Annotated in this window: 14 protein-coding genes; 5 read left to right on the top strand and 9 right to left on the bottom strand. The window is 70.7% G+C overall.

Annotated features, from left to right (window positions below; genetic code table 11):
• Positions 1 to 30: 30 nt before the first annotated feature.
• The gene (locus AC5677_RS31070; protein ID WP_497191192.1) at positions 31 to 642 is read right to left on the bottom strand and encodes a hypothetical protein; all 612 of its coding nucleotides are present in this window, start codon (positions 640 to 642) and stop codon (positions 31 to 33) included.
• A gap of 220 nt (positions 643 to 862) precedes the next feature.
• Between AC5677_RS31070 and AC5677_RS31065 the strand changes: the two genes are divergently transcribed.
• Positions 863 to 1,216 carry a VOC family protein gene (locus AC5677_RS31065; RefSeq protein WP_497191191.1) on the top strand — a complete coding sequence of 118 codons (354 nt, stop codon included), beginning with the start codon at positions 863 to 865 and terminating at the stop codon, positions 1,214 to 1,216.
• A gap of 134 nt (positions 1,217 to 1,350) precedes the next feature.
• Here the strand turns inward: AC5677_RS31065 and AC5677_RS31060 are convergent, their stop codons facing one another.
• The 3 genes from AC5677_RS31060 to hydA all read right to left on the bottom strand — a co-directional run bounded on the left by AC5677_RS31060 (position 1,351) and on the right by hydA (position 5,640).
• Positions 1,351 to 2,901 (bottom strand): NCS1 family nucleobase:cation symporter-1, encoded by a 1,551-nt coding sequence (locus AC5677_RS31060; protein ID WP_497191190.1) that lies wholly within the window; start codon positions 2,899 to 2,901, stop codon positions 1,351 to 1,353.
• 153 nt (positions 2,902 to 3,054) lie between these two features.
• The gene (locus tag AC5677_RS31055; RefSeq protein WP_497191189.1) at positions 3,055 to 4,074 is read right to left on the bottom strand and encodes a TIGR03842 family LLM class F420-dependent oxidoreductase; all 1,020 of its coding nucleotides are present in this window, start codon (positions 4,072 to 4,074) and stop codon (positions 3,055 to 3,057) included.
• Between the two features lie 156 nt (positions 4,075 to 4,230).
• Entirely contained in the window at positions 4,231 to 5,640 is a 1,410-nt protein-coding gene (gene hydA, locus AC5677_RS31050) for a dihydropyrimidinase (protein ID WP_497196825.1), read from the bottom strand.
• Positions 5,641 to 6,148: 508 nt separating this feature from the next.
• On the opposite strand from hydA, the gene AC5677_RS31045 reads away from it, so the two are divergent.
• A complete protein-coding gene (locus tag AC5677_RS31045; protein ID WP_497191188.1) occupies positions 6,149 to 7,033 on the top strand; it encodes a substrate-binding domain-containing protein in 885 nt (294 codons plus the stop codon).
• A 77-nt stretch (positions 7,034 to 7,110) separates the two neighbouring features.
• Here the strand turns inward: AC5677_RS31045 and AC5677_RS31040 are convergent, their stop codons facing one another.
• The gene (locus AC5677_RS31040) at positions 7,111 to 7,671 is read right to left on the bottom strand and encodes a TetR/AcrR family transcriptional regulator (protein ID WP_497191187.1); all 561 of its coding nucleotides are present in this window, start codon (positions 7,669 to 7,671) and stop codon (positions 7,111 to 7,113) included.
• Positions 7,672 to 7,766: 95 nt separating this feature from the next.
• On the opposite strand from AC5677_RS31040, the gene AC5677_RS31035 reads away from it, so the two are divergent.
• Positions 7,767 to 8,369, top strand: coding sequence for a DUF2867 domain-containing protein (locus AC5677_RS31035; RefSeq protein ID WP_497191186.1), 603 nt, complete (start codon positions 7,767 to 7,769; stop codon positions 8,367 to 8,369).
• 165 nt (positions 8,370 to 8,534) lie between these two features.
• On the opposite strand, the gene AC5677_RS31030 is transcribed toward AC5677_RS31035, so the two are convergent.
• The 3 genes from AC5677_RS31030 to AC5677_RS31020 form a co-directional block, all read right to left on the bottom strand.
• Positions 8,535 to 9,848, bottom strand: coding sequence for an aspartate aminotransferase family protein (locus AC5677_RS31030; protein ID WP_497191185.1), 1,314 nt, complete (start codon positions 9,846 to 9,848; stop codon positions 8,535 to 8,537).
• Entirely contained in the window at positions 9,845 to 10,687 is an 843-nt protein-coding gene (locus AC5677_RS31025) for a nitrilase-related carbon-nitrogen hydrolase (protein ID WP_497191184.1), read from the bottom strand. The genes AC5677_RS31030 and AC5677_RS31025 overlap by 4 nt, the downstream gene beginning before the upstream one ends.
• A gap of 188 nt (positions 10,688 to 10,875) precedes the next feature.
• Positions 10,876 to 12,219, bottom strand: a complete 1,344-nt coding sequence (locus AC5677_RS31020) for a hypothetical protein (protein ID WP_497191183.1) — start codon at positions 12,217 to 12,219, stop codon at positions 10,876 to 10,878.
• A gap of 205 nt (positions 12,220 to 12,424) precedes the next feature.
• On the opposite strand from AC5677_RS31020, the gene AC5677_RS31015 reads away from it, so the two are divergent.
• Complete coding sequence (locus AC5677_RS31015) at positions 12,425 to 12,856, top strand: MarR family winged helix-turn-helix transcriptional regulator (protein ID WP_497191182.1); 432 nt, start codon at positions 12,425 to 12,427, stop codon at positions 12,854 to 12,856.
• A gap of 392 nt (positions 12,857 to 13,248) precedes the next feature.
• Positions 13,249 to 13,803 (top strand): isochorismatase family protein, encoded by a 555-nt coding sequence (locus AC5677_RS31010; RefSeq protein ID WP_497191181.1) that lies wholly within the window; start codon positions 13,249 to 13,251, stop codon positions 13,801 to 13,803.
• A gap of 72 nt (positions 13,804 to 13,875) precedes the next feature.
• Here AC5677_RS31010 and AC5677_RS31005 read toward each other — a convergent pair whose 3' ends face one another.
• Positions 13,876 to 15,357, bottom strand: coding sequence for an amidase (locus AC5677_RS31005; protein WP_497191180.1), 1,482 nt, complete (start codon positions 15,355 to 15,357; stop codon positions 13,876 to 13,878).
• Positions 15,358 to 15,376: the final 19 nt, after the last annotated feature.

Genomic DNA, 15,376 nt, shown 5'->3' with positions numbered 1-15,376 from the left:
ATCAGCCGTGTGCCGTCAGGAACCAGCCTGTTACAGGTCGGTCCAGCCGTGCTCCAAAGAGTCATGGTTGTCTATCGAGACGGGCACCTCGGGCGCGGAAAACTCGGCAGGCACATCGAGGAAGAGTTCGTCGTCCCGAGGCTGGGCCAACGGAGCCGACAGAGGCGGCATGAGGGCGGCAATGGCGCCCCAGTCGATGGTGAAGTTCTCATGCGCCTGGCGCTTGCCGTACAAGTTCGGTCCGGCACTGTGCAGTTCCCGAAGCTCGGCAAGCGTGCGGATGACTCCGTCAGTACAGCGGGTACGGATGAGCGGGTTGAGGTCGAGGCCGTGTGTGAGTACCCCACGCTGAGCCACCCAGAGACACACCTGCTCACCCATACCAGTAGTTAGGTGCATGCCGCCGTACTGGGCCTCCAGCGCGGCGCGGATCTCGACCGGGTCAGCGGACAAGTAGCCCATGTCGTAGGAGTTCGGTGTCTCCTCGTAAGCGAACTCGAGCAGATAGTAGCTACGCGCCTGAGGATCAAGCTCCTCCCCCCAGGCTTCCGCAGGGCCATCGGAGCCCAGTAACTGACCGGGTGCAGGCACGGCGAGGTCATCCGCCCTGTCCGGGCTCACTTCATTGCGCGGAGCGGTCAACGCTGGTCTCCTGTCCACCGGTGTTCAGGAACGCGCGCATCCTAGACGTCCTCAACTCAACATGTTTCGAAGACGTCTTCAGCGGATCGGTGTGCATCACGGACCAGGCGACGGTACTTGTCGTGGCCGTAGCCGCGGTCGCCCAGCACCACGTCCGGGCGGCGCAACAGCGGCCTGTGGGACAACAGGAACTACCTTCGCAGACACGTACGAAAATGTGATGATGTCGACCATGGCTATCGATTCAGTGGTCGTGCGACAGCGTGTCGAGGATCTGGATGCGGCTGTGCCGTTCTACGAGAAGTTGACGGGAAGCGCCGCATCGCGGTTCGCCTTCGCCGGGGTCACGCTGGCAAGCGTCGGTCCCTTCCTCCTGTTCGCCGGACCTGACGAGGCGGTGCAGCGGGTGGCGGGTGTGGCGGCGACTCTCGCTGTCGCCGATCTGGACGCTGCGGTGGCGGAGGCGGAGGCAGGGGGAGCCGAGATCGTGATGCCCATTCAGCCCACTCCGAATGGCCACCGCGCAGTGCTGCGGCACCCGCACGGCGGGGTCTACGAGTACGTAGGCCCCTGACCTTGTTCATCAGCTGAGCTTGTCGTTTTGCAGGCGAAAGGTGTGTGGTTCACCCCGCCGCTGGGGAGTTTCGCGGCCGTCAACCGGATCACGATGCCCTCGGTGATCGGCAGTGCCCCTCGAATCAGCCACTGTCACGTGCCGGCGGAGGCCCTCTGCCGCTCTCCTGCCATCAGACCCACATAGACGACGAGCGACGCCGCGAGTCCGACGGCCCAGCCGTAGTCCGCGAGCGGCTTGAGGAAGGGGATCAGTCCGTCGATCGGGAACGGCCCGGCCTTGTCCCCCTTCGCGTCGAGCGTCGAGTAGGACCCGCCGACGGCCAGCAGGCCTCCGACCGCGAACGCGACGACGGCCCGCCAGTTCCAGCCACCGCCGTACCAGTACCGTCCACCCGCCACGTACAGGTCGGCGAGGTGCAGCACGGTCCGCCGGATGATCCAGTAGTCGGCGATCAGGATGCCGGCCACCGTGCCGAGCAGCCCGCCGACGACGCCGAGCCACGTGAAGATGTACAGCTCGGGCGTGGATGTCAGCTTCCACGGCATGACCAGCACGCCGACGACACCCGTGATGATCGCGCCCGTACGGAAGTTGATGACCTTCGGCGCGAGATTCGCGAGGTCGTAGGCAGGGGAGACGACATTGGCCGCGATGTTCACGGAGATCGTCGCCACGAAGACGGTGACGAGCGCGAAGAGCAGTCCGAAGACGTTGTCCGTCTTGGCGGCCAGCGCGACCGGGTCCCAGATCGCGGCTCCGTACACCTTCTCCGAACCGGCCGTCACCAGGACCGACATGAGGGCGAAGGCGGTCATGGTGGTCGGCAGGCCGAGGGTCTGGCCCCAGATCTGGGCCCGTTGGCCCTTCCCGAAGCGCGTGAAGTCAGGAATGTTCAACGACAAGGTCGACCAGAAGCCGATCATGCCCATGAGCCCCGGGAAGAACACCTTCCAGAAGTCCGCACCCCAGCCGACCATCGACGGCTCGTGCAGCAACGGACCGAAGCCACCCGCCTTGTTCGCGATCCAGATCAGCAGCACGACGGCGCCGACGAGCACGAACGGCGCCGCCCAGTTCTCGAAGCGGCGCAGGGTGTCCATCCCCCGGTAGATGATGGCCAGTTCGAGCGCCCAGAAGAGGACGAAGCACAGCCAGAGCGTCCACGGGTAGCCGCCGATCTTCCCCGTGTCGGCCCATCCCCCGAAGATCTTCCCCAGCAGTACGACGATGCCCTGGCCGCCGATCCACGTCTGGATGCCGAACCAACAGCAGGCCACCGCGGCCCGCACCATGGCGGGCAGGTTCGCGCCACGGATGCCGAACGAAGCGCGGGCCAGGACCGGGAAGGGTATGCCGTACTTCGGTCCGGCATGGCCCGTGAGCAGCATCGGCAGCAGCACGATCACATTGGCGAGGGCGATCGTGAGGACCGCCTGCTTCCAGTCCATGCCGAGCGCGACCAGCCCGGAGGCCAGGGTCCAGGACGGGATGCAGTGGGCCATGCCGATCCACAGGGCCACGAAGTTGTAGGTGGTCCAGCGGCGTTCGGCGAGCGGGACGGGACGCAGGTCCTCATTGGCGTAGCGGCTGCCGGCCGGGGACGCGTCAGCGGTCAGCTCGATGCCGACGCCTTCGGCCGGCGGTATCGGAGACGAAGAGGGGGAGGGGTTGGCGTTGGTCATGGGCAGTCCGTTCGATGAGGGGCCGATGAGGGCCGATGAGGAGGCCCTACGGGGGACGCGGGAACGTGGCCATGCGGGTGCCGTGAACTGCCTTGCGGGGTGGAGCGGATGAAGCGGATGAAGAGGGTGCCGAGGGGTTCGGTAACTCGCCGGTCATGAGGTCAGTGCGGGGATGACGTTCCGGCCGTACTCGTCGATGGCCTTCTCCTTCGCGTCGTGCATCGCGTACACCGCGAACTGGTCGACACCCAACGCCTTCAGCGCGCGCAGCCTTTCGACATGCGCCGACGCCGGGCCGATCAGACAGAATCGGTCCACGATCTCGTCCGGCACGAACTCCGTGTCCGGATTGCCGGACCGGCCGTGGTGCGCGTAGTCGTACCCCGAACGCGCCTTGATGTAGTCCGTCAGCTGCTGCGGCACCATGCCGGAGTCGGAGCCGTACTTCCCCACCAGGTCGGCCACGTGGTTGCCGACCATCCCGCCGAACCAGCGGCACTGCTCGCGCGCGTGGGCGAGGGCCTTTGGGGAGTCGTCCTCCGTGACGTACGCGGGCGCGGCGACGCAGATCTTGACGTCGTCCACCGAGCGCCCGGCGGCCACCGCCGCATCCCGTACCGCCTTCACCATCCACTCCGTCAGGAACGGGTCCGCGAGCTGGAGGATGAAGCCGTCGGCCTCCTCGCCGGCCATCTTCAGCGCCTTGGGGCCGTACGCCGCCATCCATACCGGGACCTCGGCGCCCTCCCGTACCCACGGGAACTTGACCACCGTGCCGCCGAGATCCGCCTCGTCGCCGCGACCGAGCGCCCGGATCACCTTGATCGCCCCGCTGATCCGCGCGAGCGTGTTCGGCTTGCGCCCGGCGACCCGCATCGCCGAGTCGCCGCGGCCGATGCCGCAGACGGTCCGGTTGCCGTACATGTCGTTCAGCGTGGCGAAGGTGGAGGCCGTGACCTCCCAGGTCCGGGTGCCCGGGTTGGTGACTATCGGGCCGACGATCAGGCGGTCCGTCTCCGCGAGGATGCGGCTGTAGATGACGAATGGCTCCTGCCACAGCACGCACGAGTCGAACGTCCACCCGTGCGTGAACCCGGCATCCTCCGCACGCTTCATCAGCTCCACGACCTCGGAGGCGGGCGGGTCGGTCTGCAGGACGAGTCCGAAGTCCATGGGAAGCCCCTTACTGATCAAGTACGAATCGGCGAGCCGCAGCCGCAGCCGCAGCGGGCCCGCTGAACGATCTACGTCTGCTGAATTCCCTGCCTGGGCCGGGGCTGCGGACGGTCGGTCACCACGACGTCCGTAGCGCTCGACCTCCAGGTCCGGTTAGTGCAGGTACTGGCAGGTGCCGCGCGGGATGTACGCGCCGTGCCCGGCACTGCCCGTGAACTCCCGGTCGGTGATGACGAATTCGCCCCGCGACAGGACCGTCTCCACCCGTCCCGTCACGCGCTTGCCCTCATACGCCGAGTAGTCGACGTTCATGTGGTGGGTGGCCGCCGAAATGGTCTGCTCGGCGTGCGGGTCGTAGATCACGATGTCGGCGTCGGCGCCCGGCGCGATGGTGCCCTTCTTCGGGTACAGGCCGAACATCCGGGCCGGCGTGGCGCAGGCGATCTCGATCCAGCGGCGGCGCGAGATATGTCCGTCGACGACGGCCTGGTGGAGCAGGTCCATGCGGTTCTCGACGCCGGGCAGCCCGTTCGGGATCTTGGAGAAGTCGCCGCGGCCGAGCTCCTTCTGCCCCGAGAAGCAGAACGGACAGTGGTCCGTCGACACCACCTGGAGGTCGTTCGTGCGCAGTCCGCGCCAGAGGGCCGCCTGGTGCTCCTTCGGGCGAAGGGGCGTACTGCAGACGTACTTTGCGCCCTCGAAGTCGGGCTCGGCGAGGTTGTCCGTCGACAGGAACAGGTACTGCGGGCACGTCTCGCCGAAGACCGGCAGACCCTCGTGGCGGGCGCGCGCCAGCTCGGCGAGGGCTTCCTGTGCCGACACGTGGACGACGTACAGCGGCGCCCCGGCGACCTGGGCCAGCTTGATCGCGCGATGCGTCGCCTCCGCCTCCAGGAGCGCCTTCCTGACCTCGCCGTGATACCGCGGGTCGGTCTCGCCCCGCTCCAGTGCCTGCTGCACCAGCACATCGATCGCGATGCCGTTCTCGGCGTGCATCATGATCAGGCCGCCGTTCTCGCCGGCCCGCTGCATGGCGCGCAGGATCTGCCCGTCGTCGGAGTAGAACACCCCCGGATACGCCATGAACAGTTTGAACGAGCTCACGCCTTCGCTGACAAGGCCGTCCATTTCCTTGAGCGTTGACTCGTTCACGTCGGACACAATCATGTGGAACGCGTAGTCGATGGCGCACTGGGCGTCGGACTTGGCGTACCAGGCGTCCAGGCCCTGACGCAGTGACTGGCCGCGGGTCTGGACGGCGAAGTCGACGATGGTGGTGGTGCCGCCCCAGGCCGCGGCGCGAGTGCCGGTCTCGAAGGTGTCCGAGGCGAAGGTGCCGCCGAACGGCAACTCCATATGCGTGTGCGCGTCGACGCCGCCCGGGATGACGTATTTGCCGGTGGCGTCGATGGTGCGGTCCGCGGACCGGCTCCAGCTCTCGGCGTGCGGACTGCCGTGCGCGGCCAGGGCGGCGATCCGGCCTTCCTCCACCAGGACATCGGTGTGCATCTCGTCGGCGGCGGTGATGACAAGTCCGCCCCGGATGACCGTACGGCTCACAATCCCTGCTCCTTCCACACCAGCAACCTCGGCGGCACCGGAAGGCGGAGCGCGACGTGCGTCGACTCCTCGGCATACCTGCTCCGCTGACGCCATGCCACAACCGGTCTACACCCGTAGATACCGGTCGAGAAGGAGACCGTAGAAGCATGTCACCCACGGTGGCAATACCGTGACCGTTCATCGGCGGGGACGTTCGTGTTGCGTCGACGATCAGCTGGACGGTTGAACGCGGGGCGCGATCGGAGCCCGCCCCACCGCTTGTGGGAGAGCGGTCCCGGAGGGGTGCGGAGGCGCCGCGGCGGGCAGAACGAGGACGCCGGAACGGCCGTGCGGGAGCGGCCGGGGGCAGGGGCAGGCCGGGGAGGCGAACGGGCCGGAACGGGCACGGGCAAGGAAGCCGGACAGACAGGACGCCGGACGCAGGGCGCGGACGACACCAGCCACCAGACACCGCAGACCGCACACCGCACCGGACGCCGGACATCGGACGTCAGAAAGGCGGCACGTCATGGAGCAGAGCACACCGTGGGAGTTCTCCGACGACCGCGGGCGCCTGGCGGTGGCCGGGGACCGGCCATCGCGGATCGTCTCCTACATACAGGCGGGGGCCACGCTGTGGGACCACGGCATCCGCCCCGCGGGGCTCTTCGGGTCGCAGCACGACGGCTCCGCCCCCGACGCGGCCAAGGCCGGTGAGCTGCCGCTGACGGAGATCCGGTATCTCGGTTCGGGCCGCGCGCTGCACCCGGACGCCGTGCTGGAGGCCGAGCCGGACCTCGTCGTGGCCGTCACCTATGACGGCGAACAGGTCTACGGGCTCGAGCCGAAGACCGCACTGGAGCTGGAGGCTCATGTGCCGGTGGTGGCCATCGCGGTGGGTCCGGGGCGGGGGCTCGCCGAGGTGCGGGAGCGCTTCGCGGCGCTCGCCGGATCGCTGGGGAAGGGGGAACCGCTGGGTACGGCACGGGAGTTGGACGCGGCGGAGGATGTACTGCGGCAGGCGGCCGGCGGGCCGGTGCGACCCCGGGTGCTCGCGCTGTCGGCCGGCGACCGCGAGCGGGTCCATCTGGCCCGGCCCGGCGCCTGGCCGGATCTGCGGGCGCTGGCCGAGCACGGCGTCGAGCTGCTGGAGCCGGCCGCCGGATCCGGCGCGAACTGGTCCACGGTCGGCTGGGCCGAGGCCGCCGGGATGCGCCCGGACATCGTACTGTCGGACGAACGGGTCAACGCCGCCCGGCCCTCCCAGCTGCGCGCCGATGCACACTGGCGTGCCCTGGAAGCCGGTGCGCGGCTGCTGCCGTGGAACCCGGAGGCCCCGTGCAGCCGCCGCGCGCACACCCGCTTCTTCACCCTGGTGGCCGACACCGTGCGGGAGGTGGCGGCGGGCGGCTAGGGAGTGCCCTGGCTGGCGACGGGTGCGGGGCGAGGGGACCTGGCCTCGGTCCTGCAGAACTGCCGATGCGGGGGCGGCTACTCCAGCAGCCGTTGACTGATCAGCTCCATCACTTCCGCGCGGCTGCGCTTGCCGTTGTCGGCCGCATTGAAGTGGTTGCCGATGCGCACCGAGACGGCGAGCAGGCAGCGGACCTCGACCTCGTCCTCGTCGGGACAGAAGGAGGAGAACAGGGAACGCAGGTAGTCCATACGGCGGTTGTCGACGCGGCGCAGACGCTCGGCGACGGCCGCGTCCCGGCGGGCCCAGTCGCGGATCGCCATATCGGCGGTGATGCCCCGCACCGGCCCGTCGGTGGCGGCGGCGACGAGGGCGAACAGCCGCTCCAGCCTGGCCCGGGCATCTCCCCCACCGCTCTCCACCTGCTCGATCACGCCCTCGGCGACCTCGTACTCCCAGGTGTCGAGCATTTCGGCGAGCAGTGCGCCCCGATTGCGGAAGTACCCGTAGAAGCCACCCTTGCTGACGCCGAGCGCCTGCGCCAGCACCTCGATCCGGACGGCTTCGGGGCCGCCTGCGACCAGTGCCCGAAGGCCTTCCTCGATCCACTTGCCGCGTGGCGTGCGGGTTGTACCCATGGTGTGTGGCTCCTCACGTCCCCACCGAGTATACGGCTCCGTATAGATGGGTCTACGCTTGATCTATACGCCACCGTATAGATAGGGGCCTGCTCATGCGCCTTCCCCGAACCGCCCACACCGACCGACCCTGGCGGATCCACGAGATCGCCGACGACTTCACGGTCGAGGACGTGTGGGCGCTGCCCACCCCCGGCGGACCCGCCGACCTTGTGTGGCTGGTGCGCCAGTTCGCCGAAGGAATCAGCGGCGGGGTGACCGGAGACGGCATCGCCTCCCGCGCACTCTTCGCCATCCGTTGGAAGCTCGGAGCGCTGCTCGGCTGGGACAAGTCCGATACCGGCATCGGCACCCGGCTGCCGGCCCTGCGCGACCGGTTGCCGGCGGACCTTCGCGAGGGTCCCCGAGGTCCCGACCTCGGATCGTCCCCGTTCAGCTCCCTCTATCAGAGGGACGACGAGTGGGCCGCCGAGATGGGCAACAAGACCGTGCACGCGGTGATGCACATCGGCTGGGTCCCGGACGGGGCCGGCGGCCACCGCGGCCAGATGGCCGTCCTGGTGAAGCCGAACGGATTCTTCGGCACCCTCTACATGGCCGTCATCAAACCCTTCCGGTACACCGGGGTGTACCCGGCGCTGATCCGCTCCATCGGCCGCCAATGGCAGGCGAACGCCGCCGCACGGAGCGCGCGCTGACCGGGTCCCGGAACCCGGCGGCCGGGCCGCCGCATGTCTCAACAGCGCGGTGGCCGGGCGGAGATACCCGGTCGCCGAGCTGACGTCCGCACCGGGCCGGCCGCACCGCACACCAACGGCGGGCGGGGCAATGACCGTTGCCCCGCCCGCCGTTGGTGTGCGCGGCTACGCCCCCAGCAGTCTGCCCTGCGCCGTCCGCAGCGCCTCCGCGAGGAGTTCCGCCCCCTCCTCCGCCTCGGCGACGGTCAGCGTCATCGGGGGTGCGATACGCAGCGAGGCGCCGCCCTGACCGCCCTTGCCGATCAGGAGGCCCCGCTCCCGGGCGGCCTCCACCACCAGCGACGCGGCCTGCGGCGAGTGCTCGTCGGTACCGGGGCGCACCAGCTCGACGCCGATCATCAGGCCGCGGCCGCGCACCTCCCGTACGACATCGAGCCCGGCCGAGACCGCCCGCAGCCGCTCGATGAGCAGGCCGCCGACGCGCCGGGCGTTGCCCTGGAGGTCGTGTTCGAGGAGGTAGGTGAGGTTGGCGAGGCCGGCGGCCATGGTGACGGGGCTTCCGCCGAAGGTGGAGATGGAGTTCGCGGCAAGGGAGTTCATCACCTCGGCACGGGCGACGACACCGCCGATGGACATGCCGTTGCCGATGCCCTTGGCGAAGGTGATCATGTCCGGCGGGCCGTTCTCCGCGTGCGCCTGCCAGCCCCAGAAGTGGTCTCCGGTCCGGCCCCAGCCGGTCTGCACCTCGTCGCTGATCCACAGGATGCCGTGCCGCGCGAGCACCTCGCGGAACGCCGCGTACAGGCCGTCCGGAGGCGAGGTGAAGCCGCCGACGCCCTGCACCGGTTCGGCGATCAGCGCGGCGACGCCGCCCGCGGTCTGCTGGAGCATGTCCTCCAGGTCGGCGACGCAGGCGCGGAGGTACGCGGCGTCGCCGAGCTCCGCGTACGGGCCGCGGCTGCGCACGCCGCCGTGTACGTACAGCGTCTGGAGCGGCGAGAGGCTGGTCGGCGACCAGCTCTGGTTGCCGGTGATCCCGACGGTGGAGAAGGACCGGCCGTGGTAGCTGTTGCGCATCGCCAGGATCTGGTTGGAGCGGCGGTACGTCGTGGCCAGCAGCAGGGCCGCGTCATTGGCCTCCGTGCCGGAGGCGGTGAAGAAGACCCGGGGGTCGGGGATGCCGGAGAGCGCGGCGATCCGCTCGGCCAGCTCGACCATGGGGCGGGAGAGGTAGAGCGTCGAGGTGTGGAGGATGCGGCCGGCCTGCTCGCCGATGGCCTTGGTCACCTCGGGCAGCGCATGCGCCGTCATGGTCGTGAGGATGCCGCCGAAGAAGTCGAGGTAGCGGTTGCCCTCGGCGTCCCAGACGTAGCGGCCCTCGCCGTGCGTGATTTCGAGCGGCCGTTCGTAGTAGAGGCTCAGCCAGGACGGCAGGACGGCCTGGTGGCGGGCGTACAGCTCCGCGGGGTCGTGGGTCACGGCTGCACCAGTCCTTCGTAGGCGTCGGGGCGGCGATCGCGGTAGAACGCCCACTGCTGCCGGACCTCGTCGATCAGTCCGAAGTCGAGGTCGCGGATGAGGAGTTCTTCCTTGGAGTCGCTGGCGACCTCGCCGACGAACTGACCGCGCGGGTCGACGAAGTAGCTGGTGCCGTAGAAGTCGTTGTCGCCGTACTCCTCCACGCCGACCCGGTTGATCGCGGCGATGAAGTACTCGTTGGCGACGGCGGCCGCGGGCTGCTCCAGCTGCCAGAGGTAGGCGGACAGTCCGCGGGAGGTGGCGGAGGGGTTGTAGACCAGCTGGGCGCCGTTGAGCCCCAACTGCCGCCAGCCTTCGGGGAAGTGGCGGTCGTAGCAGATGTAGACGCCGACCTTTCCGACGGCCGTGTCGAAGACCGGCCAGCCCGCGTTCCCCGGCTTGAAGTAGTACTTCTCCCAGAAGCCCTTGACCTGGGGGATGTGGTGCTTGCGGTAGCTGCCCAGGACCGTGCCGTCGGCGTCGATGACGGCCGCGGTGTTGTAGTAGAAGCCGGGCTGCTCGATCTCGAAGACCGGCACGACGATGACCATGCCGGTCTCGCGCGCGAGCGCCTGCATACGGCGTACGGTCGGGCCGTCCGGCACCGGCTCGGCCCAGCGGTAGTGCTCCGGCTCCTGGACCTGGCAGAAGTACGGGGCGTTGAAGACCTCTTGGAAGCCGATGATCTTGGCGCCCTGCGCGGCCGCCGCTCTGGCGTGTTCCTCGTGCTTTGCGATCATCGATTCGGTGTCGCCGGTCCAGTTCGCCTGGACCAGTGCGGCACGCACAACATCGGCCATGAGCTGCTCCTTTGTCGATGCGTCAGCCTGCAGCCCACGCGGGATCGCCGGCGGGATCTACGCGTGTGGAGGCGACCGTAAGCCTCGTCACGCACCGTGGCAAGACCATCTCTCAGCGCGGCGCGCCCCTGTGGGGGATCAGGGGCGAGCGGGGCTCAGGGGTTCACCGGCCGGCGGCGCGCAGGGGTTCACCGGCCGGCGGCGCGCAGGGCATGGGCGATGTCGCTGTGCCGATGCGGTGAGACGTTCCCGGCCGCCTCCAGCAGCAGCGGCCCGAGCGCGCCCGGCGCCGCGGCGGCCGCCGCGGCCGCTTCCTGTGGCGTACGGGTCCGTACGAGCGCGGCCAGCAGCTCCCGCGCCTGCCCGGCCCGGTCCCGTTCGAGCAGCGCCAGCGCGGTCCCCGCCACTTCCTCGACGGGGCGGGCCACGGCCTGCCGCAGCAGGCGGCCGCCGTCCGCGCCGCGCCCGGCGGAAGCCAGCGCGTCGGCGGCGGCGGCGAGTCCGGCGGGCGGCAGGCAGGCCGCTTCCCACAGCAGGGTGGGGACGTCGGAGGCGAGGCCGGCGCGTTCCAACTCCTCTATGAGGAGGGGAAGTTCCGGTGCGGGGCGGTGTGCGGCGGCGCAGAGTTCGGCGAGGGCGAGGCCGCCGTCGGCGGTGGCGCGGAGGCGGGCCAGGCGGGAGACGGCGGTCGCAACGGCGTGGCGGGCCTCGGCGGTGGCCGGGGGTGTCGCGGGCCGGGCGCGACCGTCTCCCGTCCGGCCGTCGTCGCCTCTCGACTCGCGACCCTGGGCTCCGGCGAATCGGGCGCCGCGCGGGGCGGCTTCCGGGGCAGCGGGGCCCGGGTACTCCGCCACTTCCCGTTCCACCGCCACCTCCGCCCCCATCACTGCCTCTACCTCTTCCCCTGCCCCTGCCTCCGCGACCGTCTCCTCCTCCGGCAGCTCCAGCCCCGCGAAGCGGGCGCCGCGCGGGCGCGCGGGACGCTTGGCCTTGCCCCTGGCGCGCCGCCTGACCTCGGCCTCCCCCAGCGCCTCCAGCCGGGCCCGTAGCTCGCCGACCCGGGCACCGGCGCGCGCATGGTCGTTCCGCGCCCAGGCCAGCTCCTCGGCCGACCGCTCCGCCTCCCCGGGGCCCGCCACCTGTACGGCTGCCTGGACGGCCGTCTCCAGTTCGCGGACGCGCAGCGCCGCGTGCCGCTCCTCGCGCTCCATCGCCGCCAGCCGCTCCCGCAGTGCGGGGCGGCCGCCCGGCCGGGCGTCATAACCGGCCACCGCCTGCGCATGGAGCCGTCGGGCCCGCGCACCGGCGGTGCTCACCGCATGATCGCCCGGCAGCTCCGCAAGGTCGTACAGCAGCGACTCCACCACGTCCCACGGCGGCACGTCCCGCCCCTCCAGACAGGCCCGCAGGCCGTCGGGGTCGCGCCGGACGAAGACGCCGTACCACCCGGCGGACGGATCGAGCCGCCGCGCGAGAGCGGCCAGAAAATGCGCGAACTCCCCAACTGCTTCATGGAGTTGAGTTCCCGACATGGACCGAGCAGCCCCCCTTCGACCGGACTTCTCCCCCTCGGCGGCATGGCACACCACCGATGTTTCGACGGTGGCGACGGCGCGCTACGCGGGGGTTACGGACCGCGCACACGACCACGCGCACAGCCGCGCTCACGTCCGCCCGGTCCGGGAAACAAGACAGGTAAACTTGCAAGTCTTCCTGTTGAGTCATTACGCTCACCCCATGCCGAACAAGGACCAGGAACGTCTCGCAACGGATCTGGGCGCGGCGGTGGGCATGCTGATGCGACGCCTGCGCGCGGCGTCGCCGCAGGGTGAGCTGAGCCCCACCCAGCGCGCGGTCATCGCCCGGATCGACGCCGACGGGCCGGCCACCATCGCGGCGCTGGCCCGCGCCGAGCTGGTCCGCCCTCAGTCCATGCGGATGACCGTGGGCGCGCTGGAGGACATGGGCGTCTTCGCCCGCAGCCCCCATCCGACCGACGGGCGGCAGGTCGTCTTCTCCCTCACCGAGGAGGGGCGCCGACTGCTCAAGGTCGCACGGCAGGCCAAGCAGAACTGGCTCGCCGTAGCCATCGCGGAGCGGCTGAGCCCGCAGGAACAACGCACCCTCGAAGCGGCGACCGGGCTGATGCGGCGACTGACGCAGGATTGATCCCTCCCCTCGTGAACGAGGGGGATTCCTGGCTCACGTCGCCTGCGGCCCGGCGGGCCGACAGGTCTTACACGATCAGCACCAGCCGGGTTGAGGACCGGCCCGGACCAGCATCACGCGGGCGGAGTTCGGCCACCCCTGCCCGCTCCCCGGGAGCTTCGATTCCTCCCCCGCAAGCGGGACGTACCCCCACCCCCCCGGCTGAAGCCGGGGGTATCCACGAAGGAGAAGCCTGATGAGCGCGCCGAGCCGTTCCCTCGAACCCGCCGGTCTCGCCGTGCGCCCGAAGCCCCCGACCGGACGGCCGAGGCCGCCGGTCTCCGGCCCTTCGGCGCGCACCCGATGACGCCGCTGCCACCGCCTGCCCGACCAACCGCCAAGGAGTTCACCTCATGCCCGCCACCGTCCTCGACCCCACCACCGCCCTGGTCCTGATCGACCTGCAGAAGGGGATCGCCGGCCTGCCCGGCACCCCCACCCCCTCCGCCGATGTCATCGAACGCGGCGCCCGCCTGGCCGCCGCGTTCCGCGCGCGCGATCTGCCCGTCGTCCTGGTGAACGTCACCGGCGGCGCCCCGGGCCGTACGGAGAGCGCCGCGCGCGGCGCCACCCCGCCCGCCGACTGGGCCGAGCTGGTCCCCGAACTCGACCGGCAGCCCACCGACATCACGGTCACCAAGCAGCAGTGGGGTGCCTTCCACGGCACGAACCTGGACCTCGAACTCCGCCGCCGCGGCGTCACCCAGATCGTGCTCGCCGGCATCGCCACCAGCATCGGCGTCGAATCCACCGCCCGCGCCGCGCACGAACACGGCTACCACGTCACCATCGCCATCGACGCGGTCACCGACCTGGACGAGGCGGCGCACCGCAACAGCCTGGAGAAGATCTTCCCGCGCCTGGGCGAGACCGACACGACGGAGGCCCTCATCAAGCTGCTGGGCTGAGCGGCCGTCAGGTCGTCGCGGGTGTCCGGCCGGGAATCCGGCGGGGCACCCGCGATCCGGCGTGCGCGCCCGTCAGGTCAGGCCGGCCGGGCGCCGCTCCTGCCACCGCAGGTCGTCCTGCAGCTGGGCCGCCAGGGAGATCAGCCGGGGCTCGCCATGGGCGGGCCCGAGAAGCTGGGCGCCCAGGGGCAGGCCGTCGACGCTGAAGCCGGCCGGGACGCTGACGCCGGGCCAGCCGAGGACGTTCCAGGGCCAGGCGTAGGGGCAGGCGGCGATCATGGCCTGATCGGTGCGCCAGCCGTTCAGTTTGGCGAGGGTGCCGATGCGGGGCGGCGGGGTGGCGGTGGTGGGGGTCAGAAGGATGTCGTAGGGGCCGAAGAGGGCGCCGATGCGGCGTTGTTGGCGTTCCTCGACGGCGCGGGCGCGGCGCAGGACGGGGCCGCCGAGGATGCGTCCCATCCGGACGGATCCGCGGGTGCGGGGGTCGAGGAGGGTGCGGTCGGGGACGCGGGCGGCCCACTCGCCGACGCCGGCGGTGGCGCGGGGGACGAAGGAGAGACCGACCAGGCCGTAGTCGGGTTCGGCCTCCTCGACGAAGTGGCCGAGCCGGGCGAGGGTGCGGGCCAGTTCGGTGACGGCGGCGCGGACTTCGGGGTGCAGGGGTTTGCGGGTGAAGGTGATGGCCGGTTTCCAGGAGAGGGCGATGCGCAGGCGTCCGGGGTCGCGGCCGGCGGCGTCGGTGGCCGCGATGGTGGGGGGACGGTGCAGATCGCCCTCGTGGTTGCCGCTGGCGACGTCCAGCAGGAGCGCCGCGTCCTCGACGGTGCGGGCCAGCGGGCCGATGCCGGTGATGCCCTGGAAGGACTCGGCGTCCGGCCAGGTGGAGATGCGGCCGCGTTGTGGCTTGATGCCGACGAGGTGGGACCAGGCGGCGGGGATCCGGACCGAGCCGGCGCCATCGGTGCCGAGTGCGGCGGGGACCAGGCCCCCGGCGACCGCGGCGGCCGAGCCTCCGGAGGAGCCGCCGGGGGTGTGGTCGAGGTTCCAGGGGTTGCGGGTGTCGCCGAAGGCCGGGCCCTCGGTGAACGGCCACTGGCCCAGTTCGCAGGCGTTGGTCTTGCCGACGATGATCGCGCCGGCCGCGCGCAGCCGCCGTACGACCTCGGCGTCGTGTTCCTTGGGCGGGAAGGTGCCGGCGCAGCCGAACGCCGTCGGCTCGCCCGCCACATCGGTGTCGTCCTTGACGGCGACGGGCACGCCGAGGAGCGGCAGCCGTTCGCCGGCGGCCAGTCTCCGGTCGGCCTCCGCGGCCTCGGCCATGGCCGCCTCGGCCCGTACCCGCCGGAAGGCGTTGACGGTGCTCTGGGTGGCTTCGATGCGCTCCAGGGAGCGCCGCACCAGCGCGGTGGAGGTCGCCCGCCCCTCGGCCAGTGCCCGTGCCTGATCGGCGAGGCCTTCCGGTCCCCCGGCCGTCGTACGGATCCGGCCCGCCGGGCCGGATCCGCTTCCCGTTCCGGTGCCGGTGCCGGTGCCACGGGTCTCGTCAACGCTCACGGTGCGTGCCCTCCCTGGG

The sequence above is a fragment of the Streptomyces sp. JLSY215 genome (assembly GCF_059682825.1).
Note: the sequence above shows the minus strand (reverse complement) of the source record. Positions and strands in the feature narration are given on the sequence as shown.

Bases quoted from the DNA above. Each gene is read 5' to 3' on its own strand.
- AC5677_RS31065 (WP_497191191.1), top strand. From the start codon at position 863: ATGATGTCGACCATGGCTATCGATTCAGTGGTCGTGCGACAGCGTGTC.
- AC5677_RS31060 (WP_497191190.1), bottom strand. From the start codon at position 2,901: ATGACCAACGCCAACCCCTCCCCCTCTTCGTCTCCGATACCGCCGGCC.
- AC5677_RS31055 (WP_497191189.1), bottom strand. From the start codon at position 4,074: ATGGACTTCGGACTCGTCCTGCAGACCGACCCGCCCGCCTCCGAGGTC.
- AC5677_RS31045 (WP_497191188.1), top strand. From the start codon at position 6,149: ATGGAGCAGAGCACACCGTGGGAGTTCTCCGACGACCGCGGGCGCCTG.
- AC5677_RS31040 (WP_497191187.1), bottom strand. From the start codon at position 7,671: ATGGGTACAACCCGCACGCCACGCGGCAAGTGGATCGAGGAAGGCCTT.
- AC5677_RS31035 (WP_497191186.1), top strand. From the start codon at position 7,767: ATGCGCCTTCCCCGAACCGCCCACACCGACCGACCCTGGCGGATCCAC.
- AC5677_RS31025 (WP_497191184.1), bottom strand. From the start codon at position 10,687: ATGGCCGATGTTGTGCGTGCCGCACTGGTCCAGGCGAACTGGACCGGC.
- AC5677_RS31020 (WP_497191183.1), bottom strand. From the start codon at position 12,219: ATGTCGGGAACTCAACTCCATGAAGCAGTTGGGGAGTTCGCGCATTTT.
- AC5677_RS31015 (WP_497191182.1), top strand. From the start codon at position 12,425: ATGCCGAACAAGGACCAGGAACGTCTCGCAACGGATCTGGGCGCGGCG.
- AC5677_RS31010 (WP_497191181.1), top strand. From the start codon at position 13,249: ATGCCCGCCACCGTCCTCGACCCCACCACCGCCCTGGTCCTGATCGAC.